At 55.5% G+C, this 26,725-nt stretch carries 21 protein-coding genes; 7 read left to right on the top strand and 14 right to left on the bottom strand.

Translation table 11 applies throughout. The features are described from left to right. Window positions 1-10 precede the first annotated feature (10 nt). The 3 genes from OSW16_RS13585 to OSW16_RS13575 form a co-directional block, all read right to left on the bottom strand. The gene (locus OSW16_RS13585) at window positions 11-460 is read right to left on the bottom strand and encodes a hypothetical protein (RefSeq protein WP_060506998.1); all 450 of its coding nucleotides are present in this window, start codon (window positions 458-460) and stop codon (window positions 11-13) included. Window positions 461-655: 195 nt separating this feature from the next. Beyond that, window positions 656-1,423 carry a hypothetical protein gene (locus tag OSW16_RS13580; protein ID WP_235575278.1) on the bottom strand — a complete coding sequence of 256 codons (768 nt, stop codon included), beginning with the start codon at window positions 1,421-1,423 and terminating at the stop codon, window positions 656-658. Window positions 1,424-1,534: 111 nt separating this feature from the next. Then, entirely contained in the window at window positions 1,535-1,726 is a 192-nt protein-coding gene (locus tag OSW16_RS13575) for an MbcA/ParS/Xre antitoxin family protein (protein ID WP_060506996.1), read from the bottom strand. A 456-nt stretch (window positions 1,727-2,182) separates the two neighbouring features. Here OSW16_RS13575 and OSW16_RS13570 point away from each other — a divergent pair, with 456 nt between their 5' ends. Beyond that, complete coding sequence (locus OSW16_RS13570; RefSeq protein ID WP_267815895.1) at window positions 2,183-6,595, top strand: PIN domain-containing protein; 4,413 nt, start codon at window positions 2,183-2,185, stop codon at window positions 6,593-6,595. 19 nt (window positions 6,596-6,614) lie between these two features. Here OSW16_RS13570 and OSW16_RS13565 read toward each other — a convergent pair whose 3' ends face one another. Together OSW16_RS13565 and OSW16_RS13560 are read right to left on the bottom strand one after the other, a co-directional pair. Further along, entirely contained in the window at window positions 6,615-7,286 is a 672-nt protein-coding gene (locus OSW16_RS13565; protein WP_060506992.1) for a DCL family protein, read from the bottom strand. Between the two features lie 226 nt (window positions 7,287-7,512). Further along, window positions 7,513-8,505 (bottom strand): DNA-binding protein, encoded by a 993-nt coding sequence (locus OSW16_RS13560; protein WP_170029823.1) that lies wholly within the window; start codon window positions 8,503-8,505, stop codon window positions 7,513-7,515. A gap of 218 nt (window positions 8,506-8,723) precedes the next feature. Here OSW16_RS13560 and OSW16_RS13555 point away from each other — a divergent pair, with 218 nt between their 5' ends. Further along, window positions 8,724-9,659, top strand: coding sequence for a tyrosine-type recombinase/integrase (locus OSW16_RS13555; RefSeq protein WP_060506987.1), 936 nt, complete (start codon window positions 8,724-8,726; stop codon window positions 9,657-9,659). Between the two features lie 128 nt (window positions 9,660-9,787). Next, window positions 9,788-10,525, top strand: coding sequence for a hypothetical protein (locus tag OSW16_RS13550; RefSeq protein ID WP_267815889.1), 738 nt, complete (start codon window positions 9,788-9,790; stop codon window positions 10,523-10,525). Between the two features lie 229 nt (window positions 10,526-10,754). On the opposite strand, the gene OSW16_RS13545 is transcribed toward OSW16_RS13550, so the two are convergent. Further along, a complete protein-coding gene (locus OSW16_RS13545) occupies window positions 10,755-11,771 on the bottom strand; it encodes a tetratricopeptide repeat protein (protein ID WP_235575276.1) in 1,017 nt (338 codons plus the stop codon). A 143-nt stretch (window positions 11,772-11,914) separates the two neighbouring features. Then, a complete protein-coding gene (locus OSW16_RS13540) occupies window positions 11,915-13,042 on the bottom strand; it encodes a hypothetical protein (protein WP_060506983.1) in 1,128 nt (375 codons plus the stop codon). Between the two features lie 596 nt (window positions 13,043-13,638). Between OSW16_RS13540 and OSW16_RS13535 the strand changes: the two genes are divergently transcribed. Both OSW16_RS13535 and OSW16_RS13530 read left to right on the top strand, forming a co-directional pair. Continuing rightward, window positions 13,639-18,123, top strand: coding sequence for a protein NO VEIN domain-containing protein (locus tag OSW16_RS13535; protein WP_060506981.1), 4,485 nt, complete (start codon window positions 13,639-13,641; stop codon window positions 18,121-18,123). Between the two features lie 205 nt (window positions 18,124-18,328). After that, window positions 18,329-18,949 (top strand): 3'-5' exonuclease, encoded by a 621-nt coding sequence (locus tag OSW16_RS13530; RefSeq protein WP_060506979.1) that lies wholly within the window; start codon window positions 18,329-18,331, stop codon window positions 18,947-18,949. 80 nt (window positions 18,950-19,029) lie between these two features. On the opposite strand, the gene OSW16_RS13525 is transcribed toward OSW16_RS13530, so the two are convergent. Continuing rightward, window positions 19,030-19,518, bottom strand: coding sequence for a hypothetical protein (locus OSW16_RS13525; protein WP_060506977.1), 489 nt, complete (start codon window positions 19,516-19,518; stop codon window positions 19,030-19,032). Window positions 19,519-19,806: 288 nt separating this feature from the next. On the opposite strand from OSW16_RS13525, the gene OSW16_RS13520 reads away from it, so the two are divergent. After that, on the top strand, window positions 19,807-20,283 hold the full coding sequence (locus tag OSW16_RS13520; RefSeq protein ID WP_060506975.1) for a helix-turn-helix domain-containing protein: 477 nt from the start codon (window positions 19,807-19,809) through the stop codon (window positions 20,281-20,283). Between the two features lie 48 nt (window positions 20,284-20,331). Here the strand turns inward: OSW16_RS13520 and OSW16_RS13515 are convergent, their stop codons facing one another. Both OSW16_RS13515 and OSW16_RS13510 read right to left on the bottom strand, forming a co-directional pair. Then, on the bottom strand, window positions 20,332-21,387 hold the full coding sequence (locus tag OSW16_RS13515) for a methyltransferase (protein ID WP_256248176.1): 1,056 nt from the start codon (window positions 21,385-21,387) through the stop codon (window positions 20,332-20,334). Between the two features lie 67 nt (window positions 21,388-21,454). Beyond that, a complete protein-coding gene (locus OSW16_RS13510; protein WP_264313351.1) occupies window positions 21,455-21,919 on the bottom strand; it encodes a hypothetical protein in 465 nt (154 codons plus the stop codon). A gap of 207 nt (window positions 21,920-22,126) precedes the next feature. Between OSW16_RS13510 and OSW16_RS13505 the strand changes: the two genes are divergently transcribed. Continuing rightward, window positions 22,127-22,540 carry a helix-turn-helix domain-containing protein gene (locus OSW16_RS13505; RefSeq protein ID WP_082432227.1) on the top strand — a complete coding sequence of 138 codons (414 nt, stop codon included), beginning with the start codon at window positions 22,127-22,129 and terminating at the stop codon, window positions 22,538-22,540. 99 nt (window positions 22,541-22,639) lie between these two features. Here the strand turns inward: OSW16_RS13505 and OSW16_RS13500 are convergent, their stop codons facing one another. The 4 genes from OSW16_RS13500 to OSW16_RS13485 all read right to left on the bottom strand — a co-directional run bounded on the left by OSW16_RS13500 (window position 22,640) and on the right by OSW16_RS13485 (window position 26,720). Continuing rightward, window positions 22,640-23,287: a hypothetical protein gene (locus tag OSW16_RS13500; RefSeq protein ID WP_156340840.1), complete on the bottom strand. Its 648-nt coding sequence runs from the start codon at window positions 23,285-23,287 to the stop codon at window positions 22,640-22,642. After that, window positions 23,284-24,450: a nucleotidyltransferase gene (locus OSW16_RS13495; RefSeq protein WP_170029817.1), complete on the bottom strand. Its 1,167-nt coding sequence runs from the start codon at window positions 24,448-24,450 to the stop codon at window positions 23,284-23,286. The genes OSW16_RS13500 and OSW16_RS13495 overlap by 4 nt, the downstream gene beginning before the upstream one ends. Window positions 24,451-24,523: 73 nt before the next feature. Then, complete coding sequence (locus OSW16_RS13490) at window positions 24,524-25,009, bottom strand: Mov34/MPN/PAD-1 family protein (protein WP_267815875.1); 486 nt, start codon at window positions 25,007-25,009, stop codon at window positions 24,524-24,526. Next, window positions 25,002-26,720 (bottom strand): ThiF family adenylyltransferase, encoded by a 1,719-nt coding sequence (locus OSW16_RS13485; protein ID WP_264313352.1) that lies wholly within the window; start codon window positions 26,718-26,720, stop codon window positions 25,002-25,004. The genes OSW16_RS13490 and OSW16_RS13485 overlap by 8 nt, the downstream gene beginning before the upstream one ends. Between the last annotated feature and the right edge of the window lie 5 nt (window positions 26,721-26,725).

Genomic DNA, 26,725 nt, shown 5'->3' with positions numbered 1-26,725 from the left:
TCAAGGTTCACTAGTGTAATGTAGTTCCGGTGGCTTTCTGGCTTTCCCGGCGGGCCGCCGAGACAGAGCTTGAATTTACCGCAACGTCCCACCCCGGTTGGCAGAAATCCAGACTAGGCCAATAGTTCTGGAAGGACTGGTAATCCAACGAGAGCGCCGCCTTCCTGGCATCCTCGTCCACAGCGTTCCATGCCGCGATCATCCGGTCTTCCCAGGTCTGAGCTCCGAGCACCAGGTCTATGACATCGTCCTCCCACCCTTCCCTGCTAAAAATTTCTCGGGCAACCACTACGGCTGAATGTTCGAGCCCCGCATCGAGCTGAGTGACTGAATCAATCATGTGATAAAGAAGACCTAAGGCCTGAAATTTGGAGAGCTCTTCAGTGTCGCGTTTCTCTATGGTATGCCGAACATTCAGCCTGTCACCGATAACTTCGATGAGGATTTTAAACTCGGGCATTTGGGCGCTCCTTTTTATTATTATTCTATTTCAGGATACTGTGGAGCTTGCGCCTGTACAACCGCATGACGATTGATATTGACCCATTACAGGTTAGAAACATTTACCGGGCTCGGACAACACAATCGCGCCTCGTTGTGTCTCCAAGTGCGTTAGAGGCTATCTTCTCGGCAACACGAATAAACCGCGCAGATCTCAAACCTGCCGAGATTGGCTAGCACCCTTTTCCAAGGCATCAGCCAGCTCATTAAGGGCTTGGCGCAAACGGATATCTTCCTGGGCGTCTCCAGAATGAGGCAGGAAGCTACGCGCATGCTTGAGAAGCGCCTCGAGATTTTTGCTACTGACTGCCAGCTCAAACGGCACGGGGAAGTCTAGTGCCAGCACACCAATACGATCAAAGAAAACAGGGACTACCCGAGTCTCAGTGTACCCTGCAATTTTTGGTGAACCTAACAGGTACCCATAGCAACAATCGCTTCTAACGGCCACTACCATCAGCAATTTATTGGATTCGCGGCTTTTCTCATCAACCCAATTCTCAAAGAAGCGGGGGCACCCGGTGGAATCAGAAATGAGCCCTTCTAGCTCCTGCAGTGACCTGGGCCACACATTGTCAGTCCATTCCATATCCTCAGATATAGGCACCAGCAAGCAATGCCCTCCCCTCAAATCCGCGATAGTCTTGCTCTGGGAAAATGTTACAGGGAGAGGATCGGCCACGCCCGGACGTACGAAAAACAGCGTACAACGCATTTGCTTGCCGCCAGTGAAACTGACCGCTACTCGAATTTGCGTAACCCCATCAACTTGGAGAAGCTCAGCATGGGTGCAGCCAATATCGAAGGCTTCTTCGATTCCCCGATGCCGCAAGCAAAATCGGGCCCAGTCATGGCTTCTAGCCCTGTCTTGCTCGTGAGAAAGCGTAACAAGGGCAGACTCAATAATTGGATCATTAGGCACGTCGGCTGGTCTCGTCTGCGAATTTTTCAATCCGTGGAAGTGTTACCTCATGGTGGATCATCGCGTGGCTCTGAGCCCAGCGGATCAAATAGCCCGAAAGCATCGTTTCCATCAGCAGCCATACCCGTGATCAATCCGGTCGAGCAAAGCCTTCACCTTCAGATATTCAGCCTCATTGCGTACATACTTCAGAGCTGTTAAACCACCGAATTCGACCCGTGGGTGAGTCAACCAAACGTCGGCTTTGGCTTTGCTACCAAGCACCTGCTCGGCTTGGTGTCGAATCATCTCCTCAAAATTCATTGCTGCTCCAAGGGCGCGTGCAGGCAAACAGTCGCTAGATCGTGAGCGCCCTAGTCTGCGCAACGAACCGGTTCCATCCAACCACGCCATCCCTATAAGTTCCACTCATTTGACTATACGATATCGTTTGGAACCTCGCAAACCTGGCCTAGAGTGGTTGAGTGGTTGAGCGCGTATCCACATTCAGCGTAGCGCTCATCGCTATGTAGATTCGCGCTCGCCAGTAACCCTAGGTATGGATCAGGCTGCTGTTCGGTGAACGAAGCGTCAGTACGAAACGTGGTGAACATCCCCTGTCAAAACTGCAACCTACCTACCCAGCACTGCAGCCAAGCAACCCAGCACAGCAGCCAAGCTACCCAACAATGCAATCAAGCTACGCAACACTGCAACCAAGCTACGCAACCCGCGCGCGGGCCGTTAAAATGCCACCACCCTCATTGTCGCGAACCAGGTATGGCCAAGGCTCCAAGGAAACAGCCCGCAAGGGAAGCTGCCAGTGCACAGAAGACACAAGCCAAGGGGCGCCGTAAAAACGTGTCGAGCCCGGTCTCCTCGGGTGGCAGAGGCGATGCGTTCCAGTTACGTGTACAGGCGGTTCGCCTTCTATCGATGTGTCTGGGCCTCGAGTGCCCAGGTGCCCCCGCCGGCTTCTACATCACGCGCATGGTCTTTCAAGGGCGAGTATTCGGCCACAACACCGATGACCTCATCATCGACCTGATGAACCCGAAAACCGGCCAGACAGCCAAGCATCGCTTGCAGATGAAGCGGTCACTCAAACCTGGTGATAACGCGCAATTCAATGAATCCGTTGGCCTAGCCTGGGAGGATTTCAGCAAGCCTGATTTCCAGCGCGGACTGGATGAGTGCCAGATTGTCTTCAACAGCTCGTGCCATTCACAGATGCAAGGTGTAGTCGAGGTCGTTCGGTTCGCAATGGCCTCGGAAGCCGCGGCAGACTGGATCGTCCGGGTTTTTGAGGAGGGGTTTAGTAACGACAGCAACCGTAAAGCCTACGGAGCGCTGCGAAATGCTGTCGAGCTCCAAAAAGGATCGCCAGTGGACGCTGAGGAGCTCCATCTGTTTCTCTTGCATCTCAGGTTCATGTCGCACGACCTCGATTCCGACCATACCCAGGCAGTCGCGACCCAGAAACAGCTGATCAGTCAACGCTTGCCTAATCGCAAGAGCGCTGAGGTATGGGCATTACTGCAGGCAGCGTGCGTGGAGCTCAATAGCACTGCCGGCCAGATCACCCAGGAGAGCGCTGAGCGTCACTTGGGCGAGCTTGGTGCAGAGTTCAAGGAAACGCGTGAGCTCATGCGGGCGCTGCACGATCTACAGAGTGCCAGGCCTGGTGGCGTGAACCACCACGTGTCTGCTCAGCCGAACAGCGCCCTGCCCTTGAGTCCTGAAGCTCACGGCCATCTGCTGCCTCTGGCGCAGCTACTGCAACCGTTTTTCGCCTCGGCAGTGACACCACAGGGAGCCTCGATGACTGAGGCCCTCCCCGGCGCTCATTCGACCTCTACCAACTCGTTGGTAACTCGCCAGCTCGACCGCATCACTCAGATGCAAAAGGAGCATCGCTATCAGGAGTGCCTGAATCAGTTGGATCTCCTGCAGCCTGAGTTGGAGGATTTCGACGACCACCAAAAGGCTCGCTGGTACCTGCTTCATGGCTTATCGCTGTGGCATAGGGATGATGATGAGCTGGCCGCGAAGGACTTTGATACCGCAGCCAGTCTTTGCGACTCTGATGATCGGATCGCAGTGGCGTCGGTGCGTAGCCGCATCATCCGGGGCGACATAAAGGCCGCTGTTGAGGCCGGTCAAGCGCTGATGGTTCGATTCCCCGAGTCTTTCGCGGTGTGGGTAGCTCTCACGAACGCCAGAATCATCGCCGGCGAGCGCGTGGGTGAAGACGAGATCCCTGATGCATTCGCAGATAAGGCGCTCGCCTGGCAACTCGTGGCCAGCTCGCATGCGGCCTTCGACGACGACGAGAGCGCGGTTCGAGTCAACCGCATTGCGCTAGAGCAAGAAGACAGTTCAATTTTCATCTTCGAAAGCTATCTGCGCTTCGTGTTGCGATTGGTGACGCTGAACGCGGTTCGGGTGAATTGCAGGGCATTAGAAGCGGAACATGTGCAGCTTTTGACGGAAACAATGGCCCGCGACGAGATTCGAACGGGTTCGTTTTGGACGTGCCAGAGCCCGAAAACGTTGGGGGAGATCATCGCACACCTGGCTTACGGGATGATTTTGCTGGAGCGCACGGAGGCCGCATTAGAGCTGCTGCACCAAGCCAAGCTGAAGGGCGTCTACGAAAAGGCAGGCCTGATCCGCTTTGAAGTCGAAGCACTCTGCGACTTGAACAGATGGAGCGACTTGATTGCCCGCTTCGGGGAGTCGATCGGTACCTTGCCAGACGACTCACTACTTCGCTTCGGGCATGCATGCGTCCTACTGTCACGGGCAGATCTACTGCAGCGAGTTCGTGATGAAGCAGCACGGCGTCCGGAGTCCGATGTCATTTGCCATGTGTCCAGAAGGCTTCAGCACCTCCACTGGGATCAATTGCTCGATAAGGGTGAGCTGGTCATTGTGCAAAAAGAGTTGGAGGACGCAGGACTATCAGTGCGCAGCACATCATCACTTGTCGACCTGCAGTTTGTTGCACGAGCGTATGCGCAGGATAAGGTCGTAGCGAAGGCTGTAGAAGATCAGGTGGCCAAGCTTGCTCCTGACAGTACTGATCCCCACGAAATCGCGATGGGCGCGCGCGTGATGCTGCATGCCGAACGTTTCGACATTGGCGCTCAGCTTCTAGAAAGGCTGCTGCCGTTCGATATATACACGGAGCTGCATGATGAATTGCTGTACTGCTACATTCGAACAAGTCGACATGCAAAGGCCCGTGATCTGCTCGATGCCATGCCCATCGCCTGGTGTGACTCCGCCAAGGCACGTGAATTGGCGCTTTTCCTCTACGGCAACGCTGGAGACTGGGGGCGAATGCGCCCTATTGTTGAGCACCAGCTATCCCTGTCTCCGCAAAGCGCCAGCGAATGGATCAAGGTTATCCGGGTGGTCGCGTGTGAGGGCGCCGCAGATCTGAATGTGATCATCTCCTCGATGCCCGCCTGCCTCGAGGGCGCAGTGGAAGACTTGCTGCTCCTGGCCAACATTGAACTGCGGTACGGTCATATCGAGCGTGGATTGAATCGGGTTTGCGCTGCGATTCGCGCCAATCCAGGCAATTCGCAGGCAGCTGAGACGCACGTAAAAATGGTGCTGATGTTGCGCGAGGGATCCGACGTCTTTCAGCAGGAGCCTGCAGTCGTCGCACCTGGCACCTCAGTAGAGCTTGCCGATGCGCAGGGAGTGATCCGATACATCTCGATCGATGCTGAGGCAGGTGCCTTTGCGCCTGGCGCTGCGGAGTTCCTATCTCCTCAAGATGATTTTGCTCAGACGTTGATGGGGCTAGCCGTCGGCGAAAGCATCACTTTGCACGACATCTTTAATGCTCAGGTGTTCGAAGTGAAGCGGATCATCACCCTGCACCGCCGCTTGTTCGACCTCTCAAAAGCGCTGCTTTCGGAATCCATTGTCCCGGGCAAAACGCTCGTTTCGTTGAAATTCCCGCTAGATGCCAATGGCGAGATGGATTTCACGCGTCTTCAAGAGCAACACAATCTGTATCAGGCTCGCACGGCAGCGCTTTACGCGCTGTATGCACAGAAACCGGTACCTTTGGCCCTACTGGCGAAGCAGATGGGGCGAGATATCATCGACATGGTTCGCGATTGGCCCAGTGATGCTCCTTGCCTGGACGTGTCGATTGAAGATGACGACGCCGATAACAAACCAACGTTCTCGCTCGATGACCGGATCTGGGTGGTCGATCTCTCGATACTGGCTGAGCTCGCAACCCTTGGGTTGTTGGACATTCTTGAGCATTTGCCCAAGGTCTATATCAGCGCCGTATCGCGGCAGGCACTGGATGCCAAAATCGAGGTCTCTGCGTTCTTAGGCGGCGGCGTGGGGCTCTTGGAGGTTGGCCAGGAGAATGTGGTGTATGAAGATGAGCCGCCGATCGACCAGAGTGAGGGTTTCCTGGGCGCCATTGATATGGCGATTTCGAACTACTGCACCGTTGTCCCGGCGTACGGGTCACACGACCCCGGCCTTCCGCTTCAGCGATTCAACAAAATTCTAAGTGCTGAGGGTCGTGCGGCTCTGTCGCTGTGCCTAGAGTATCAGGCCAGCCTCATCTCTCTTGATGGGCGCCTGCTTCAGATCGCTCAAATGCACGACATACCATCCGCCACTGTGCAGATGCTTCTTACGGCAGTCACAAATAAGGGTGGCCTGAGGCCCGTTGAGGCGTCATGTGCACTCGTCAAGATGGTTATTGCGCGGCGCAGCTTCATTGCGATCCGCCCTGACGACCTTGTCGCGATGATGGATCAAGGGTTGCCTTTCGCGAATGTGGGCATCAACAGCCTTAGGCGCTACCTCGCAGATCCGAATTTAATCTTTGACTCCGCAGCGTCGACGGTCATCGACTTCATTTGCAAAATGTTCACCAGCGTTCGCTGTACGTTCAGCGTACTTTTGAAGCTGATCGAGCTTCTGCTGGAACCGCTATTCAGGCATGTGCACTGTCCTGGGGAGTGGGAAACAAAAGCGCTTCAAGCGTTTCGTCAACTGCAGCACCAGGGCGTCACTGAGAGCTATTTTACTTTCATAAGGCGCAGCGTTGCTGTTGCCAAGGACAATGCTCAGGGCCCTTGCATGCCGGCCTCCCTGGAGGCGCAGGTTACGTTCTCGCCAAGGACGCTGTTCTACTGGCGGTAAGCGCTCTTGATTAGGTGCTTCAAGGTGTTTTATTGCTGAGCGCGTCGCGCGACGCGGCAAGCGAGCCACCTTTGAGCAGGTTGGCGGCCTTGCGGCTGGCTTGGAGCTTCGCATGCTTTAAGTGATACGACACGAATGCATCTGTAACGCTGCAATCTACCAGCGCCAGCTTCATGCCGCTGCCGGTCGTCTGTAGCTGTGTCAGATCGACCTGGTGGTCTTTGCAGAAATGGGCGAGCAGCTTCCAGAATGGCGTTTCGTGATCCACATGCAGATCGTTGGGATGAACGATTGGCTCGCCGCTGATGGCGCAGTCGATTGGATAGGTCAGCTGCGCCCGGAATGCGTCGAGTTGAGGTCGGACAGCGAATCTAAGTGCTTCACACACCTTGCCGTGCGGCGACTGTGCGACGCCGGTAATGCACTTCCTGTAGGAGAAGCTTTCTTCAGTCCCATCCAGGCGCACCAAGTGAAACCCTCGACCTGATAGCTCATTTCTAGCCACCATGAAGTGGTCGACGCCGGCGCCGATCTTGCGCTTGGCGTCGGGGTGCAGCGCCAGCAACAAATGAAGCTTCTGAATCGCTACAGGATGGCTCACCCTTCCCATTGGCGCGGTGCGCAGGAAGGTCTTTAAGCCCTCTAGCAAGGCTTTCTTACTACGGTACTCAAATGGCCCTAGCCAGTACATACCACTCCCCTGTCCGTTCAAGTGGAGGCAGACCCTACGCCTTAACCCAGGGCTTTCAATTACGCGGTATGGGCACGAAGCGCAACGAGTACATTTGTACTCCATCCTTTCGTGCTCGCACCTTGTATCAGGTCACTCAGTCAAGCCACTCTAAAGTTTTCAAAGACGGCATTTTGCAAGATAGCGGCGCCAGCGCGCCGGGCGGTCACACTAGCGTAGAGCGGCTTCAATGGGGTGCTTCCCCTGCTGCAAGTCTGGAGCGCAACGCTTCATTTTCAGCCTTGGCCTGATCTAACAACTGCTCCGTCTGCTTGTCGCGGATCTTCAGAGCGGTGAGGCTGGTGCGCAATTCATCTGAGGCAGCGGCAAGCGAAGCTACCTGCTGTTGAAGCAATTCCCGCGCGCCCTCGGCGCGAGCGGTTGCTGCATTGGCGATGCCAATATCTGTGCTCAGGCGCTCAATCTGATCCCTGTGCTGCGCCCTTTCCTTAAGCTGCTGGCGATTTTCACCAATGAGGCGCTCGTTGTCCCGGATCAGGCGCGTCACTTCATCCTGTTTGACCATAAGCGTCTGCTGGAGCAGCGTAAGCTCCTGCTGCTTTTGGTGAAGCTGAGACTCGTGGCGGGCCTGATCCTGATCGCGCTGCTCCCGGGATGCTGTTCGGTAGTGTTCGAGTGCATCCCGCGCATGCTGGTGTTTGTCCTCAAGCGACTTTATCTGCTCGTCCTTCTCACGAACGCGTACTTCCAGGTCTGCGCAGCTCTGGCTGATGCGTGCGTTGCGAGTCTGCTCGGCCTGAAGCGAAGATTGGCTCGTTTGCAGCGCTTGGTCTTGGGACTCCAGCGCCTGGCGCAGCGTAGCGACTTCCTGTCTCACAGCATTGAGCTCTGCTTCAATCGTACTGTGCGCTTCTCGCATACCTTTTCGCTCTCGCTCGAAGGAGGCGCGTTCATGTAGCAATGCTTCGTTACCCTCCTCCAATAGCCGCTCCAGCAGCTTCTCAACCAGTCCGCTCAGCTCATCGCTCAGTCGCGAGGGCGAGGCATTTGGCTGCGTATCGTGATTCTCGATCTCCTTCAAATATCGCTGAATGGTCGTTTTCGAGCCGGTATTTCCCAGCTCAATGCGTACTGCATCGATACTGGGGTTTTGACCTCTTGCCAGCAGTGCCTCGCGGGCTTTTCGCACAAGAACCAGGTTAACGCCGCCTCTAGCCATGTCAGCTCCTACAATTTCGTACTGTATTACGTGTCATGTAATTACGTACTATCCTATCACTTAGAAATGCCTTCTTATTCAGTAATCTTGAAAAGACATAATCGAGTGTTATCTCTTGTCAGGCGCTCCTGCGCAGGTAAAATGCCTCGAAATGCGGTATTGAGGGGACGCGAGAGCGACGGCGCCCCCGCCGGGCCAAGAAGCAAAAAGGGCTGAATATGAGCAAGGCGGATCGATATCTAGATGCCAGCGTTCGGGTCAATACCTCCAAAAGCTATGCAGCTGCCATCAGTCACTTCGAAACCACCTGGGGCGGTTTCCTGCCCACCACGACTGAAGCCGTTGTTCGTTACATCGCCGAGTACGCCGATCAGTTGGCCATCAGCACGCTGAAGCAGCGTCTTGCGGCACTTGCAAACTGGCACCAGACCCATGGCTTTCCTGATCCCACCAAGGCGCCAAAGGTGCGCCAGCTCCTGAAGGGCATTCGGGTGCTCCATCCCGTCCAGCAGAAGCAGGCTGCTCCCCTGCCCTTAATGCAGCTTGAGAAGGCGGTTGCGTTTCTGCAGCAGGAAGCGAGCGATGCGCGCATCGCTGGCAACATGCAAGGTGTGTTGAAGTCGACCCGGGATATCGCGCTGCTCACGATCGGGTTCTGGCGAGGATTTCGCGGCGATGAGTTGTCTCGATTGACAGTCGAGAACACCCAGGCGGAGCGCTATGTGGGTATCAGGTTCTACCTGGCTCACAGCAAGGGTGATCGCCAGCATGTTGGTCGCGAATACAGGACGCCATCGCTCAATAAGCTCTGCCCTGTTGAGGCTTACCTGAACTGGATCGAGGCTGCTGGCATTGCTCGTGGCCCGGTGTTCAGGGGGATTGATCGTTGGGGTAATGTCAGCGGCCAGGCGCTTGCGGCCCACAGTTTGATTCCCCTGCTCAGGGGTACGCTGGAACGATGCGGGCTACCTTCTGAGATCTACAGCGCTCACTCGATGCGCAGGGGCTTTGCTACCTGGGCGGCCAGCTCTGGCTGGGACATCAAGACACTGATGGAGTACATTGGCTGGAGTGACCTGAAGTCGGCCCTGCGCTACGTCGAGCCGGCACAGCAGTTTGGGGGATTGGTACGAACGCTTGAGGGAAGCTCGTAGCTTGGCATTCAAATGCAAAGAAACTCACAGATCATCGATGTGGATGTCAGTGCGGGTTCATGAGGCAGCCGTTTCAAAAGAATCAAAGCTGAGCTTTGCTCGCTCAACTGGGTTTGCAAGGAGGCAACGTGGCTAAGCTGGATTTCATTTTTAGCGTTCACATGTGTGCGATGAGTCAGTCCATTTCGATTATGCGAATGCTCGCTGAGCAGGCAGAAAAAAATGTGGCGCTCGCGATCAAAGAGGCTAATGAGTCAGGGTCAGTAAACGCGCATGAATTCGAAGAGGAAGCATGCGACCAGTATGGTGAAAGCTACGTCAGGATCCGAACGTGCTATTCGTGCGGCTCTTCTGTGGCTTATGACCCTGAAGAGGCTTTGGCCATGCACCAATTCTTGATCACTCAGCTCACGCGACGCTCAGCGTATCTCACCATCTTCGGCTTGTTCGAGCATCGTGTGAGCCAATGCCTGGAATTCATGATTGAGCTCACTGGACACGATGGAGAGGTCAAAGGTAAGGGCCCTGTAGAAAAGGCTCAGTACATGCTGCTCAATGTGGTGGGTGGCAACGAAATAAAGGATTTAGATCACCTCACAGTCCTTAGAAACATCATGATCCACAGCGACGGCGTTGCTGAGGGATATGAAGAGATGAGCACCCGTAAAACAAAAAAGACCCACGCAGAAAAAAGGGTCTTGTCAGCCATTCGTAGAGCAACGGGAGTGTCGGTCAACATGTTCGATGGCGTCATCATGGGTCAAACATTCCTGACATATGCCGTCGATGAGTTTGAAAGGTATGTTCGAGAGATGGAGGAGGCTGTGCAGAATTACCATAAAAACAGGGCGATCCCGAATGTCTAGCCGCTATGGCGAGGGTAACCCCGAGCGTAGTCAGCAGCATCGATCCTTCTGGCGTTGAATAAGGGCCAGCGGAGCTCAAGCCAGCACGATCAACCACGGAGCGCGCCTGAGGTACTCCATGCCACGAACAGATAATCAGCCTGGGAAACGTTGAGACTGAGGCTTGCTGTGAAGCGGCTTCGTCATGGCGCTCAATGATAGGAGTACATCTGTACTCCTATAAAAAGGCTCATTCAGCCGTCTTACGGGTGTCCATACCGGCTCGTTTACGAAGCAAATCGAGCTTTCTTTTTACCCCGATCTTGGGATTCAGGCTGAGCGCCTCCTCGTAGCATGCGATCGCCTCTGTGACCTGTGATAAGGCTTCGTGCGCCAGGCCTTGGACTTTGAGCGCTGTGGGTTTCCATGCAGGATTCATATCCGCGCCAATGCGCCGGGCGCGAATCAGAGCTTCTAGAATTTCCTGTCCCTTTTCGGGGGTTAGCAACGTCGAGTCGCCTTTCAACATGGATTCTGCAGAAAGGATCACGGCGGAGTAGTCGCTCGAATTCAGGAACGCATCATCAGCCGTGTGTTCATCCAGGATGGTGCCATCAGCACCGTAGCGGTACTCGCCACCGCCGGAAACCTTGAAGACCAGCTGGCAGTGCTTCTCGTCAAACTCGATCTTGTCAGCGCCAAAGCGTCGCGGCCTTACAGAGAAAAGCACATGCCCGGTCGTCAGGTCGAACAGGGTCAGTTTTCCGGCATCCTCTGTCGGGCTATTTGCCGTTATGCAGTAAGCCAGCTTCCCGTTTTTGGAGAGTCCACTTTCCAGGATGTTGGCTGTGAAGGTGCGCAGGACGATGGGCGTCCCATCGGCGGAAAAGACATGGAAAGTGCCGGACAGGTTGCTTCCAAAATGCCAGTCCTCTATGGAGAAGGTGCCGTTGTCGGCAACCTGACCCTGGTTTGGCCTAGGCAGGGATCCCTGAGCAGCAACGGCGCCAGTGGAAAGGTTGACCAGTAGATATCGACCCTCCCCGCTCTCCCGGTGGCCTCCCCTGGAGCCATCCGGGGTACTGTCGCGCCACGACACAGCCCACTTGCGGTTTGGAGATTTCTTGAACAAGCCGTGCCATTCGATTGCATCGATGCATAAGAAGGTTTTCGACAGCTCGACAATTGGTTGAGGAGCATCCTTGATCATCACTGCTGGGGGATTGGGCTTATCACGCTTGCCGAACAACCACGAAAGTAACCTCATCGGAGCGCTCTCTCTTGCTGTCTGATGATTGCTGAGCGCCAGCCAGGCCTAAGATCCAGCCATCGCCCGTCACGTGAAAGTAGTCCACCGTATGCACTCCGATGTGCAGGCAGGCTGGAAGGTATTGCTCACTGGCAGATCTGTCACCAGTTGAGCTCGCTGACGTTGAATTCGAACACCCGATTGCCTTCTTGGTAGAACTCCGCCTCTATGTAGACTTTGTTGACTTTCCTGACCTGCGCTATGAACTGCTTGTGATTGGTAATGAACAGGAGATTCGTGCTGTGATCGCTAGGCTCCGAAGCGCTGAGCCGCTGAGGTGCACCCTCTCCATAGCGCACTCGAAGGTTGCAGTTGTCGTAACCGCAGACGAACTGTCCTTTCTCCAGCGAGACGTATGCCGACTCGCCCCAGCGGGGATGCTTACGCAGGCTGAGCTTGCCGCGCTGAGAGCCGTTGTACGGGAAACCAAAATCCACGGAATTCGTCGAATCGACCACCGCGAATTTGATCTTTTTGCCCGTCATTGAGTCATCCGACTCCACGTAGTTCCATAGCAGGCCGGCATTGCGCTGCGTCTCTCGGGCCTCATGCTCGGCAGCCTTTTGCTTGGCAATAGCTTCCTGATCGGTAACGAGCTGGGCGAGGCGTTTAGCCTCTGAAATATAGCGAGCGTTGTCAGGCTCCAGGGCGGCCAGTTGGCGATAGGTGCTGGCGAGCTCTTGGTATTGCTGTGGTTTCAACGTTTTCAGCGTGGCTACAAGGGAAGCTTTGCGCTGTTGATCCAGGAGTGATTTTTCGCCCTCCAATGCAGTTTTTGCGATTGCATCCACTTCCGCATCTCCCAGCCCCTGGTACTTTCGGGCCAGCACCGCCGCTGCTTGATAATCCTTGTTCGCCACCTTGCCCTGCATCTCTTGCAGAATTTGCGGGCGATGAGCTGCCAAATACTCACGCTGCTCCTGGGCTTCCTTCTCCGCTTGTTGCTTCTGATCAGCAGCGGCCCTCACTTCTCGGTCTATGTTGTCCTGCTTCAACTGTGCGTTGAGCGCGGCGTTCGACAGAACGATAAGTCCTATGAGGCCCAGAAATCGAAAGGCTGGCGTTAGTGGTTTGCCTGTCTTGGCGGTAAACCAATCGTTGACTGGCGGCAGGAACAGCAGCGCAGCTATCAACATGGCCAAGCCTGCCAACAGGCTCGTCGTCGCCATCCCGATCGCCGCGATAAGCAGCATGCTGAAGAGGCAGTACATCACCAGCAGTGAAATCAACCTACGCATCCTTGCCTCGCTTGTCCTGGATTGGTTCCGTGCGCCACTACCGGCCTTGAGTGCAATATGAGGCGCGCCCTGGGTCACCATCGGTGGCTACAGGCCAGCATTTTTCGCACAGGCTCCGAGAGAACGCAATCAGTCACGGTTGCCCAGTGCGATACCTTGCAGCGTTTGACGCCGCGCCGGATCCAGATATGAGTTCAGTGGCTGATTGACGCCCCACGAAAAAGGCTATGGATAAAGCCGTTGATGAGTTTCCCCGCAACAGCTACCCGTCCACGTGTAGGCAAGTGCATTAGCAAAAAACACCTGCTCCGCCAGCGTGCGAGGTCAGCCAGGAGCCGCCGGCGACGGAGGCACTCAATCGCTAGTAGTGCCGATAGGCGCGCGTCATTGCGAAGGCCAATGGATGCGGGCGAAGGCCTGGACTCTGGCTTTTTTGGCAAGGTATGCAAATACGAACAGAGCAATCCTCTGGTCGCCCTCAGACATCAGTGGCGGCACTCATTTGAAGCGTACTGCATCCATGGAACTCGCCCCAAAGCCGGTCTATGCTCGACCGATCTCAAAATGCCTTCATGGAGTAGTCCATTATGGACGAGCAACTCGGACGCTTGCACGCTACAGCCTGCTTCAACTCAGCTTCTACCTTCAAGGAAACGACGCTGCGCAGCAAAGCGTATGCGAATGCCGCGTTAACTGAGTTTGTTAAGCTTCAGCGCGAGCAGCCCGAGATCCTGACCACCCTCCTCAAGGGCGGCAATCAGGGCGCCAAACGGTTGAATACCGACCCCTACCAAGGGCTTCGCGAGGTTATCCAGAATGCTGATGACCTTGATGCCACTGCCGTGCAGTTCGGGGTGCAAACGGTTCAAGGCAATAAGCAGCTGGTGATCGTCCATAACGGTCTGCCCGTTGAACTGCCCCACGTGCTACCGATGATCTACCCGTTCTATTCCACCAAGCAGCAGTCAGCGGTGCTTAAAGGGCGGTTCGGGATCGGCCTCAAAACCCTCACCCAGCTCGGCGACAACCTGACAGTCCACAGCGCCCCCTTCCATTTCGGCTCACGCGATGACCACGTGGCCATGGTGGAGGAAGCCGAGGCGATCAGGGGTTTTTACGACCCCAACGCCGGTCATACCATGGTGAGCGTCGATCTCTCTCCAGACTATGACATCGATTCTCTGGAAGCCTGGTTCGATGATTGGGCCCCCAGTGACTTGGTTTTCCTGGATAACGTCCGCGCGATCACCTTATTCGATCTGGATGAGGGCATTTCGCTCAAGCATCTTGCAATCCAGCAGACTCAACCCGATCGCCATTTCAAACTCGCACTTGGTAAGCAGCAGAGCCGTGTCACTCACTCAACCTTCCTGGTGGACGACAACCTTTGGGAGCGCTTCGTTTGTGACGTGAAGGTTCCAGCCGGTAAGGCACGCGCTGCCAAGGCGACCGGCGATTTCACGCCCATTGGTGTTGCGATACCGGTAGATGGTAGGGCTCATGGACGAATCCACATCGCGCTGCCCACCAAGATTCACACCAATGCGGCGTTTTCTCTGGACGCACAGTTTGACCCGTCCACCTCCCGAGAGGACATGATTCACGGCGCCTGGAACCAGTGGTTGACTGAGGCATCCGGGCAGTTTTTAGGTGAGCTGGCCATCTATCTAGCCCAGCAACGCAATACGCTTGCTTGGCTGGCCATCCCTGTCGGCGCGAAGACGGACAGCAGTTCGGACTGGCTCAACAAATTGTTCCATGAACAATGGAGCAAAGCGATTGAGGCTTTCAAAGCGTGTCCCACCCTCATTGATGGCCGCTATGCGCTGAGTCAGATTTCGTACTGCGATGAGTCGATCGACGGGATGCTGACGGAAGCTGACCACCTCGCGGTGAGCGGGTTGCCGATGCTGCCCGAGTGGATGCGGGACAGAGATGGACGTTGGCGTGTCGTCCTGAAAGCGCTCTCCATTTCACACGCTCTCGCGCTTGCGGATGTATTCGAACACTGTGACCAGGACGGATTCGAGCAAAAATCGCCGGCGTGGTTCCTGGACATGGCTATAAAATGCCTCGAACTGGACGAAGACTATCTGCTGCTGGGCGCTCAATGGGTGCCGCTTGCAAGCGGGCGGCGTACACAAGCCAAAGCCGAAGACGAAGCCGACTCGTGGCTAACGGGGCAGCCACCCGCAATTGGCTTTGCAGCTCGCCATCATCTGACGAATGTAGTTCACCCTCTTCTGCTTGCTACACCGTACGCCTCCCTCATCGAGTGGCTATCAGAGAACGCCAATTACAAGACAGCCGTAGCCGCCCAGGACGTGCTTGAAGCGTTTGCCAGGCGATTCGCGCAAGATCCCATCACAGCCGATAAACAAGACCTACTCGATCTGCGAGACCTGTTTGAGCACGTTGATACCAAGAACAGTGACTTGGGCTCGGAGGTAGGCGCGGCACTGCTGATTGACGCGTTCAGCTATGTTGCACTCGAGGATGGTCGATCAACAGTTTCGAAGGTGCTCGCCTCGCCGACCAGCGTATACCTGCCAGCCTCCATCGCTGATTCGCAAGATACGTGGTCGAAGGCAGCTGGAACCACCCCTGAGCTGCTATGGGCGTCCCCCAGCTATGCCGAGGTGTTCAAAATCAGCAGAGCAGAACAACGGGGCATCCAGGGCGATTCAGTTGCTACCAGTCGAAAGCGAGGTGTAAAGCGCTTTCTGTCACTGCTGGGCGCCGAGGTTTCTCCTCGCCTTGTTGAAGCCACGACGGACTCCGCACACATCGTGCTCCCGTCCCAATATGCAGCACGCCGTTTCCTGGGCCGAGCACGCGGCGGCCTGCGGCGTGATTTCGCCTCGCCTGATCTTGATGCCGTCATACGCCACATTCGCCAGAGCCCAGCCCAACCTGTATCGCGCAGAGGCGGAAAATCTCGTGCTTCGGCGCCAGTGGCCGCCCCCACCGCCGTTGAAAGAGCGATAGCCCTGTTTCGCTGTATCGACAGCAACTGGCTCTCCTTCGAGCCGTATAGCAGAACCTTCGCTTACCGAGAAAGCGGCAGGAGCGATAGCTCGCCGGTGCCCACCACGTGGCTCGGAAGGTTGATTGACAATGCGTGGTACCCCAACTACGCAGGTACACCGTGTAAACCTGGCACCCTCATCGTCGAGACGAAGGTCACACTCGCGATGTACGAGCATCACACGGATTTTGCCAGTGGCTTGACAGAAACCGACGCCAATAGCGAATTTGCGCGCGCGCTGGGAATGCGCGTCAATCCGCCCGTTTCACAGCTGGTAGCGGCTCTTGAGCGTGCCAGGAGCACGTCGTCATCTGATGACGTCAGCCTGATGAGGTTGTACAAGGCTCTGGCTGGTCATTGCCCACAGGGCGGTTCTACCGTCGCGCATGAAGCGATGATCGGCGACATGCAGGCGGGAAGCCTACGTGGCAAATTTGGCATTCAGCGCTCTCAAAAAGGGCTGATTGCGCCCTGCGTCACAACCTCCAGGGGCAGCAAGGAATGGTTCAGCATGCGAGCGGTCTTTGCCGGCAAAGACATCTTCCATGGCAGACAACCTTTCGTTCTGTATGACCGCAGCCTTACCCCTTTGTGGAACGCGTTGGGCATCAGTCATCCTGACTTGAAAAGCTGTATTCGTGAGCTGGAATCCCTAGCGAAAACCGCGTACGACCCGAAGCACGACGCATTGTTGCTGGACATCTATCGGCACATGGACAGGCAGCTGGACAAAGCGACTGCCGCAGATCGTCGAAGCCTGAGCCTGCTGCCATTACGGTCAGGCGATACCTGGACAACCAAGCGTCCTCTGTATTACTCACACTACTCAAATCTTCGATCCGAAAAGATCGCCTTGTGGACGCCACCCTGTGCGGCTGACACCATTTCTCGATTCGTGAACGCTGCGGGCCTGGAGCGACTCCCATTCGCTGCAGCTGCCCCGGCGAAAACGAATGTGACCAATGACGAGCTCGAATTCCGTTTCCAAGCTGCACTTCGCATACTGAAAGCTGATCTTGCGAGAGATGATGAGCGCTCTTACAAAGCGATGGAGCCTTGGAATCGGTTTGAAAACGCGACACTCAATATGCATCTGCCAGGACAGCTGATCGTTAACGCAGCCCCCCAGGGGGCGCGGCAAATTTCTATTCAGCTACATGCCTACTCCCACTTATCCGATCTCGCGGTGCATTTCGATGACGAGAAATTCATCGGCAGGAGCGAGTATGGGGGCGTCGCGATCGCGGGTCTGGGCGATGGTACGTGCATGCGTGAAATTGCGCTCGCGTGGGTTTCCGCCTGGGCTACCAGCCAAGACCGGGAATACTTCCCCGACATCAATCTGGCGACTGATGCTGAGGAGACCAGTCTTGACATGTTGATTGCCGAACAGGAGCGTTTGAAAGGCAGTAATCGTAAACGCATCATCAAGCGGGATGCCGGCGCTACGTCTATCACGGACAGTGCTGAGCGCCCCATCCAGACACGTAAGCTGAAGGCGCTGCCTCACGACTTCCAATTTACTGTCGAAACCGTAGATGGGAGCAGCCTTGCACATAAGGGGCCGCAGCCGCGCAAAACTGACCCTTTGTCAAAGCCGCCCGTTACACCCAAAAGAGCACCTTCTACGTCGGTGCCAGAAAGCGCCTACAAGCAGTACTCCTCCGCAGAATTGCAGACCAAAGCGTGGGCTTATCTGGAAGCTTCGTTGCAGCGGGACGATGCTGTGCTGGTTGATTTACAGTCCTGCAGAGGAATCGGTGCTGACGGAGCTTTGGATAAGAGCACATTCATCGAGATGAAGTCGTTCGCTCGCGGAGCGCCTGGTGAAATCACCCTCACCGAAGCCGAGTTCCGCCGCGCTGAAGAAAGCAAAACCAACTTCTACCTGGTCATCGTCTCTGGCCTGGAGGAAGGATATGAGACTGAGCTTCGCATCTATATCAATCCAACCAAAAACCTTCCCTGGACACCTAAAGGTCAGGTGGCTATAGGGGGGCTGGCCAAAGGGGCTGCCTTGGTGCTTAAAGAAACCGCGGATTGATCCGCGGGCGTGATGCTGGCTCCCGCGCCGACTCACAAAGAAGGCGCTGGTGCCTAAGGTAAGTGGGGGCTTTCGAAAACTGAGCTTCTCGCTTCGTGAGCGATTGTTCGTTCACAAGACGCCTCGGTGGCGCATTGGTTCAGGCATTGCCAGCGTTGCCGAGAACTGGATAGCCTGATGAAACCGACTGATCGAGCGCAATTCCATGCCCCACCATTATCCTCAAGAGAATATTCAGCAATGCATCAGCCGCTATCGGTACCTCTTCTGCGTAGACCTCGAAGCCACCTGCGATGATGTGGGGCAGGACGAGCCTGCCAGGCCGCTGATCGTAACGCCTGATGAAATGGAGACAATTGAGCTTGGTCTAGTGGTAGTGGATCAGCGAGAACACCGTGTGGTGGACAGCTTTCAGAGCTTCATCCGACCACGCCTGCACCCCCTCCTCACATCATTTTGCAAAGCACTCACCACGATCAACCAACGCGATATTGATACAGCGCCAGGGTTTGTCGAGGTCATGCAGCAGGTTGATGATTTCTCGAGGAGCTACGAAAACGCTGCCTGGGTATCCTGGGGTAAATACGACGCTACCCAGATTCGGCGCGATGGGAGAATCAATCAGAGCTCCAGCATTCTGGAGGCTCTCGCGCATTACAACGTCAAGGACTGGTTTGAGCAGGTCTATGCGAAGCGGCCAGGTGGCTTGAAGCCCAGCGTGGAGCAGTTGGGGTTGCCTTGGTCAGGAACGTACCATCGCGGAATCGATGATGCGAGAAACGTAGCGGCGATCGTTCTTCATTTGATCGAAAAGTCTGTCCGCTGAACGCGCCACCAGATCTTTTCCCTGAGACTGTAAGTGATGGCCGCGCTGGGATTGTGCCAGCGCGGAACAAGAGTCCCTAGTCAGCTCGCGAAGCCTTGCTGATCGAGGTGCTCACGCAGGAACTTCTCGTTGAGCACTTTAGGGAACGACACTGCGAGCTTCCACATGACGTAGACGAAGCCGATTGGCACGATGACCCCGAGATACCCTCCCATCAGCAGCCCCACGAAGCTAAGCGGTAAGAACAGTAAAAGGAGTACGAAGGCACTCAGGCGCATCTTTCTGATCCAGCTTGAGAATCCATTTTCCTCATAGATCTTCTGCCCGTCTGTAGTTTTCACCGCGAAGAGGATGTGCCCGAGGCGTCCCAGTTTGACGAAGAAAAATTGCCCTTCGATGCCCGGACGCAGGTAGGACTCAACCAACTGCCCTACCCCGACCTTCTTCATCAGTTTAGTAGCCCCGTTCTTTTGACTGAACCGGAGATAGGTGTACTCGGAGCCGTCAGGTTTGTCGCTTGAAGGGCCTACAACCTCGAGTTTCCCGGTGACGATGCTGACGTCGGACATGCTTCACTCCATTGGAAAGCGGCCTGATCTGGCATGTTCAATCACGCCCAGGCGAGCCCCAGCGTGCCGTGGTAGCTGTTACGCACGATCTGCTAGGGGCTTTTGAAGGGGTCTATTGATCATGCGGTCAGCGCCAGACATTAGGGGGGCGCTGTTACCGACCAGACGACAGCCCTTTAATCTGGAAGGCACATGGCATATGGCGCTTCGCCATACGGTAACAGGAGCTATATTGCATAGTTCCGTAGGTGGCAATGTGGCTACATCCTCAGTTTTCGAGGATTACCCATGTCGCTCATGCGCCCGTTGGCTGCCGTGCTTCGGCTCGTTCGTGTCGCGCGAGGCCTGTCTCAAGAGCAGTTTTCCGGCGCAGTCGAGGCCAGACACATCCATAACCTGGAAAATGCGAAGGCAAGCGCGACGCTCGTCACGCTGGAAACTTTGGCTGGTCGACTCGGGATCGACCCGGTTGCACTGCTGGCGTACGCCTCGCGCTTGGAGCAAGGCGTGACGCCTGCTCAATATGTTGATTACTTGAATTCGGAGCTACAGAAAATCTCAGATCTGGGGATCGATGCCCAAATAGCTGACCATTATCGAGACGGCGATGTCGTCATCCAAACCCCTGGGCGTCGCACCGATCCTGCCAAGGTTCAAGCTGTTCTAGAGGCAAAAGCTGCTGGAAAATCCAAGCGAGAAATTTCCGAGAGCCTGGGGATTGCGCGGTCAACTGTTAATGACATTTGGAAAAAGTCAGACCTCTAAACCCTCGATTTTCTGATTTATTGCTGAGGATTTGCCCAGGCGAGTTCGCTAGCTACGGGAGGGCCATAATCCGTTAGCCTGCAGCAGTTGTGCTGTCGATACGCCATCGAGAAAACAGATACGGCAGGGCGCAACGAGATTTTGGGTGAACGCCAGTGCCAAGGCCTGTTTGCGCACCGCAGCGCCGATCTTGTGGCAGTGTTGAATTACATAGATCTGAGCGGGAATATTGAAGAGCCGGTAGAGCTGATCAGCATTTTTTCCCAGATCAGAGGGCTTCATTTCATGAAACCTGGCCGGCCCCTTCAGAAGGAACGCTCCGAGCTGGCGCTGGCCTCCAACGAGAAGGTTATTGGAGAGAAGATCACATTCTTCCCCTCCCCAGTCAGCCGGCACGTCGGGCTCCTCTAACAGGCTGCACAACAGCGCCTTCACGGTGCGTTCGGGCACTTCCTTCATTCTCTGAAATTCCGCTCCTCTTGGCATCCCGGAGCCATTAATGCTCGCGAACTGCTGGATTTCCTGAGGGCGCAACTCCAAGGTGGTGATGATGGGGGCGGGAAATGCAGGTGCTGCCTTGACCAGATCCCCTATGACGTACGGAACAGCACGGATGGTGTAGTCGTCAATTTGAGTGACATATCCAAAGATGAATAGGCGGGTCAGACCTTGCATGCGTGTGTAGGCGGTGTCGTTGATGAGTCCATTTTTCGTGAAATCGACGATCAGCTTTTTACCCGCCAAGGCATACTCAAGTCTGCCCGTGAGACACAGAGCGGGCGTCTTGTTGGCCCAGGAAAATCCTTTACCCGACACTTGGCCGTAGTGCATGAACAACGATCCTTCTGCGAGCTGGCCATCTCGCTCTAACTGGTCAAGCGTCTTGATCGAGCTCGTGGTTATCGCATCCAGAACGTAGGCGCCAAGCTCATTAGACAAGATGGCAGAGGCCATCGAGACATTCTGCCCCTGAAGCGCCATCCTCACGTATGAGGGCAGTTGTTGATTGTGGAGCAACGCTAGCACCCGATCACGACTGAGGTAGAAGCTCATCAGCTTCATACTACTGGTTGCGTGTTCTGCGAAGCGGGACGAAGGGATCATGGCAATTCCCGGTGGTTGAGGGTTGATAGATCATTCGATGGTTGTGTGGGGGAAAAAACAGGCTCGTCTACCGGGCGCCTGATCCTTCGAGGAATTGATCCCAGAGCGCTATGCAGTCACGCCCCAGCTGCAGGGCATCCATTGCGACGCCGTTGCTCATGACGACGTAGCTGCACTTCAGACCCTCGCCACCACCATCCCTTGCGTACCAGGTGGAGTACTCCACTCCACCGTTGGCAATTGACGGCTGACAGCCAGTCCGTGGTGCGCGCGTAAGCTTGCAGTGCTTTGAGCCGTTGGCCAGATCCGTGCAAATCTTCAAGGATTCATGACTGTTGATGAATGCGTCGATCTCTCGGCTGTGCAGTGCTGCGCCGTGAATAGCCCAGTCTCGAACGTGGTAGCAGTGGATGAAAAAGGAGAGCATATCGTCAAGGTAGGCGTCCTCGTCATGACAGGCCGATGAGATCACCCCACTGTAAAAGCGCTCTATTTTTCCCAGGTAGCGCTTGGCTCTGTTCAGCTGCTCCATGACTGCGATCCTTTGCTCACTTTCATCTTTAGCCTCCGGTCAAAGGGTGCGAGACCGCTGCTCAGGCTCGAGCATTCTGCCACGGCGCTCACAGCGGCGTCGTGCGAACTCGTTAAGAGTACAAATGTACTCCTCCAGGCGTAAAAGGTATGATGAACGCGTAACAGCATGATGATCTGACCAGTAATCTCATTTTGGGAAAGATGGATGTCACTGAAATCTGCGTTTGCAAGCGTGCTTCGAGCGTTGCGTACGACGCGCAATATGAGTCAGCGGGGATTCGCTGAAGTCAGCAGCCGCACCTACTTGTCCAAGCTCGAAACCGGTAAATCCAGCATCACGTTGGACAAGCTCGAGCAATTGAGCCAGCACCTGGACTTAAGTCCCCTCACATTGCTCACGCTGACATTGAGTGAGAGTTCGGGTGAGTCGGTAGGGGAGCTGATCAGAAAATTGGAGTCTGAGCTGTCATCGCTCCACCAGGGTGACGGTCTTACCGGATTGCGGGTATCTGGAATGGAAAGCCCTACGATCAGCCAGAGAAATATGCCAGCGCGCCCCGCCACTCACCGATCGACCGGCTCCTCGGGCATGCAAACCGAGTTGGCGTTTGTGGATTAACGAAATACAGAGCCCGCAACACCTGATCGGGTCGACGTGGTGTCTGACCACATCGCAGGTAGGTGCCGCATCCTTATCGTGGCTAAAGGGCCCTTTCCATCACTCATCAAAAAGCTGGCTGTACGCAGTGCTGAGTTCTTGCTGGCTGAAGTCACTTGCAATGAGGCGGGCTTTGATGCCTGTGAGGCATGAGCCAAATGGCCTGGAACCGCAGCACGGGCACATCTTTGTGTCAGCCGCTGCAGCATCCATGAGGAGTAGCTTCAGCAGGGGCTCGAGTTGTGCCCGCTCTTCAAGTTGGAAAATATCCTGATAGTCCTCAGCCAGCCCAGCTGCCCCATGCTCAAGCTCTCCAAATGGAAAGACGTGCATGCCTTGCTCGCGCAGAACTCGTGTGTAGAGAAAAGGCACCACACAGCTTTCTGCGAAGGATTGCAGTGTCGTACTACCGCACATAGCAAGACGTTGGCGCAGTGGAGAACCCAGGCACAGCGAGTCGTCCGGATTTATATGGTTGGCTGCAATCCTGGGTATCCGTCCGCCCTCCTCGAAAACCTCTGGAAGCGCCGTTTTCAGCGGGGCACTGAGACTAATACGCAGCCAAAACTCATCTTCAATGTAAGAGAGGCGGCTCGACCGGGCTCGAAATCTGAAAAGTCCCGAGATGTGTTGGACGCCTCGGCTTACAGGGCCATATCCCATACCTGGGTTAGTCAGGAGAAAATCTTCAACGGAAGGGTCAATCACCGGCCTATCCCCCATGGCCGTGGAGGCGCTGTCACAAACGTGGTCGGCAGCGCGGCATAGGGCTCGTCCGTCCCGCCAAGACCCTCAAAAGGTAACAACTCACTCAGCTCAACCCCAAATTTTACTCTGACCCTACTCATCGCCTCCTGCTCGCTTTGCGCGGCTTTGATAAAGTCGATGTCCTTTCCCAGCTGTATGACCCAATTGTGGAAATTCTGCTTGAGTTGAAGGTCAGCGTAGCGAGGATCATCCCAGCGGTCGGCGAAGTTCTCATTGGGGTCGACTGGATTCCTCAGGACATGCACATTGCTCCCAATGAAGCTGCGTAGCCCCGCCATTGCCATTTCCAACGTCTGCTCCAGAGATTGTGCAGGTTGGTATGCCTGTGCAGCGATCGTTGTAATGATCACAGAAATGGGCTTGCTGTCGGGTTCGAGTTTGAACATTACGTCGCGATGTCGCTTGAGTAGCTGGATAACACGCTGCAGGTTGGTGGATTGACTGAAATAGGGAACAGCTTCGACAAACGCCTCAGCCGAATACACTGAGTTGAGGTTCTGTGACCGGGCCGCAAACCATCGAGCGTACCCATCAGGGTTACTCACCAGCCAGTTCCTATCAATCTGCTCAAACGTGGCACTTTCATTGTCCGTGATCAGAACGGCCAACGACGCAATGCTTTGAGCCTCCTCGGTTGCGGTACCAATGCTCTCCATCGAGGCGACCAACAGGCTTCGCTGCTTTTCGTGAGCGGGAATGCAAGGCACGATATCCAAATGAAAGCTTGGGTATAGAAGTCGCCAGCAGCGATGCTTCTCCTCAAGGGGCTCTGCTATACCGGTGTGGAGGCGATAGAGCTCCAACTCGCGCTCAAGCATCAGCTTGATCTGCTTCTGGGTATGCGTGTCGATCGAAACGCCCTTGCGGAATTTGAACGCAAAGTCGAGATCGTAGCTATCTGCAGGATTTACCGGTGAAACTGCGGTTCCCAAAGCAAATGATCCCTGAGGGAACGCGTGTATATCATTGTCCTTAAGAGGGGAATCGTCCCGCTCGAGCCACTTTCCAAACCCCTGGTAGCGATCCACTGCGGTTTCATATGCATCCAGCGGCAGGGCTGAGTGGGCGACGATGTTGGTCAGTATGCTTTCAAAGCGAGACATGGGGGTCATCCTGGATAACGGTTACAGCGCAGGACGTCCTAGCCGACCGCGCACTTGGTGTGTGAGCCTATCTTCAGTCCACGACGTGCTCGGCACTCCAGAGCGTGGAGCCGTCATGCACCCAGACAGCAAGCCCCTGGGGAAAAGGAGCGTTACCTATGATCACGAAAAGCAATCCCGCGAAGTCATCAATGCCGGCACGGGCCTGATCCGCAGCCATGGCAAGGTCTGGTTGCGACGGGCGTGGCTGGGCCTCGGGATGGGAATGCCAGAAACCCAGGCAGTGCAGCCCCTCTTGAAACAAGCGCTCGCGCTCCTTCTTCACAACCTTGAGATCCAGTTTCACCCCGGCATAGCGAGCCCATCGTGAAACGGGATTGGTAACCCTCTCGACGCGTATCACTGGGCCATTGACGTCCCTGGTGTAGAGCTGCCCTGCTGCCTCAGCGGTTTTAAAATCGTGTTGGACATGCTGCTTCAGTATCAGTACAGATTCAGCGGGGAACTCGATCTGCCATTGAGCGCCTGGAATTCGGTACCGCAGGCTGTGCTCATGCATGGCTGAGTGTCTCCGGAAAGTCCCTGATGATCTGAACCGCATGAAACGGATCATCAGAGTGAGGCACGAGATCACTCAGCCTGGTGGCGGCGCCAGTACGCTCAAAAAAGCTCGAGGCCCTCACCCAGCTCCAAATCTGAGAGGGTGAATCCGGCGCATCCAGAATCGACAACGCGCGCTCAGTGACGAACCCAGCAGCTTGCCAGGCATCGGCAGCGCCATAGGTGCTGAAACTGGTGCTACATGCAGGAAGCTTTATCACCCCGTTAGCCCCCCAGCTCGCTACATTCACCCGTTCAACTGGGTCATCAGCGGGCCATGTATCCTTGGCTGAAACGTGGACGACATGGGCTGCAGCGCAGAAGGGTTCCATCCACGCATACACCGTTGCGCATTCCCCCAGCAGCGTTTCGCGAAGAAGAGATAGGACGGTTCTAGTCGTGCTTTCACCCGTGCAGTCAATCACGAGGTCATAGGCGTCTGTCTCACAGTGCTCAGCTAGCCATTGGGTGACAGTCTCATGGAAGGGATTGATCTTCACTTGAGGTATGAGTGCGGTAAGCCTCTGGCTGACCGAGTCAGCTTTGGCCTGGCCAATGGCATTGGCCCCTAATACGTGGCGAGCGCAATTAGCTGCCTCGAAAACTTCCTTGTCGACGATATCGATCGTGCCGACCCCCGCCCGCGCCAGTAGCTCGGCTACAGGGGAACCCAGCGACCCACAACCCAATAGCAAGGCCCGCGAGCTTCGTCGTTTGTGCACAATCGCCAATCCAGTATCTCGAGCCAATGCCCAGTCTGCGTCGACACGCTCTGCCCTGAAGGGAGTGACCCTGGGTGGCATGAGTCGATCAATCATGGACGGCGAAATCAGATAGCCGTAGCAGACTGTGGCTTCGGCGAAGATGACGGTCAGTGATTGCTGCCTGTTCTTGCCATCACGGACTTTGGTGATCCATTTGGTGAACCGCCCCGGCTCATCTGCGAGGTAGTCGACCAAGGCCGAAAGGCCCACGAAGTCGGTGGGCCAGACTACAGGCGTCCAGAGACTACCATCTGGGAGAGGTACGAATAGCGCGCAACCACGCGCTAACGTGCCGAAGTCCCATCTGTGCCGTTGGGCCAGCTGATGAGGGTCTTCACTGCCCTGGGTGACCACCAAAGCGGATGTCCCAGCGTTCTGCCCCTTAGGGAAGTAGCCAGCCACTGTGCCTTCAGTCACCTGTGACAGCGGGTGCATCATTACTCGGGTCGTCGCCGGCGGCTGATAACCCAATACTTTGTGGCGTATTGAGCAAAAACGCAGCCAGTAAGACAGACGCTCTGCTTGAAATTCGCTTTCAAGCCAGGCCTGATTCTGCGTGTTAACCCAGAACTGCGCTAGCCTGTCGAGGACATCTTCAACCACTTGAATCGGTGATGCGAAGTCCCCGGGAGCAGGTTCAACGCCGTGACAGAACTTCCCATCCTCCTCAATATGTGGCCACACCAAGCAGAGTGATGGATCGACATGAATCAAGGGAGGAGTAACCGGGAAGTCCGATAGGATCGACAGTTGCACCGATTGTTTCCCCACTGCTGGATGATCCAGTTCGATCACCCAAGCGTCCATTTTGACGCGCTGGGGTTTAGTTGAGCGCTTGGCAAACACGGCGCCGTTTCCATCCAGCCACTGCCTGACAATCGCGGCAGCGGCTTCAAAGGGCGTCACCGCTA

Source organism: Pseudomonas putida (assembly GCF_026625125.1).
GTDB classification, from domain to species: Bacteria; Pseudomonadota; Gammaproteobacteria; order Pseudomonadales; family Pseudomonadaceae; genus Aquipseudomonas; species Aquipseudomonas putida_X.
Note: the sequence above shows the minus strand (reverse complement) of the source record. Positions and strands in the feature narration are given on the sequence as shown.

Coding starts and splice junctions, on each gene's coding strand:
- OSW16_RS13585 (WP_060506998.1), bottom strand. CDS start 460: ATGCCCGAGTTTAAAATCCTCATCGAAGTTATCGGTGACAGGCTGAAT.
- OSW16_RS13490 (WP_267815875.1), bottom strand. CDS start 25,009: ATGCATGAGCACAGCCTGCGGTACCGAATTCCAGGCGCTCAATGGCAG.
- OSW16_RS13575 (WP_060506996.1), bottom strand. CDS start 1,726: ATGAATTTTGAGGAGATGATTCGACACCAAGCCGAGCAGGTGCTTGGT.
- OSW16_RS13525 (WP_060506977.1), bottom strand. CDS start 19,518: ATGTCCGACGTCAGCATCGTCACCGGGAAACTCGAGGTTGTAGGCCCT.
- OSW16_RS13570 (WP_267815895.1), top strand. CDS start 2,183: ATGGCCAAGGCTCCAAGGAAACAGCCCGCAAGGGAAGCTGCCAGTGCA.
- OSW16_RS13495 (WP_170029817.1), bottom strand. CDS start 24,450: ATGTCTCGCTTTGAAAGCATACTGACCAACATCGTCGCCCACTCAGCC.
- OSW16_RS13555 (WP_060506987.1), top strand. CDS start 8,724: ATGAGCAAGGCGGATCGATATCTAGATGCCAGCGTTCGGGTCAATACC.
- OSW16_RS13520 (WP_060506975.1), top strand. CDS start 19,807: ATGTCGCTCATGCGCCCGTTGGCTGCCGTGCTTCGGCTCGTTCGTGTC.
- OSW16_RS13545 (WP_235575276.1), bottom strand. CDS start 11,771: ATGAGGTTACTTTCGTGGTTGTTCGGCAAGCGTGATAAGCCCAATCCC.
- OSW16_RS13565 (WP_060506992.1), bottom strand. CDS start 7,286: ATGTACTGGCTAGGGCCATTTGAGTACCGTAGTAAGAAAGCCTTGCTA.
- OSW16_RS13560 (WP_170029823.1), bottom strand. CDS start 8,505: ATGGCTAGAGGCGGCGTTAACCTGGTTCTTGTGCGAAAAGCCCGCGAG.
- OSW16_RS13535 (WP_060506981.1), top strand. CDS start 13,639: ATGGACGAGCAACTCGGACGCTTGCACGCTACAGCCTGCTTCAACTCA.
- OSW16_RS13515 (WP_256248176.1), bottom strand. CDS start 21,387: ATGATCCCTTCGTCCCGCTTCGCAGAACACGCAACCAGTAGTATGAAG.
- OSW16_RS13530 (WP_060506979.1), top strand. CDS start 18,329: ATGCCCCACCATTATCCTCAAGAGAATATTCAGCAATGCATCAGCCGC.
- OSW16_RS13510 (WP_264313351.1), bottom strand. CDS start 21,919: ATGGAGCAGCTGAACAGAGCCAAGCGCTACCTGGGAAAAATAGAGCGC.
- OSW16_RS13505 (WP_082432227.1), top strand. CDS start 22,127: ATGTCACTGAAATCTGCGTTTGCAAGCGTGCTTCGAGCGTTGCGTACG.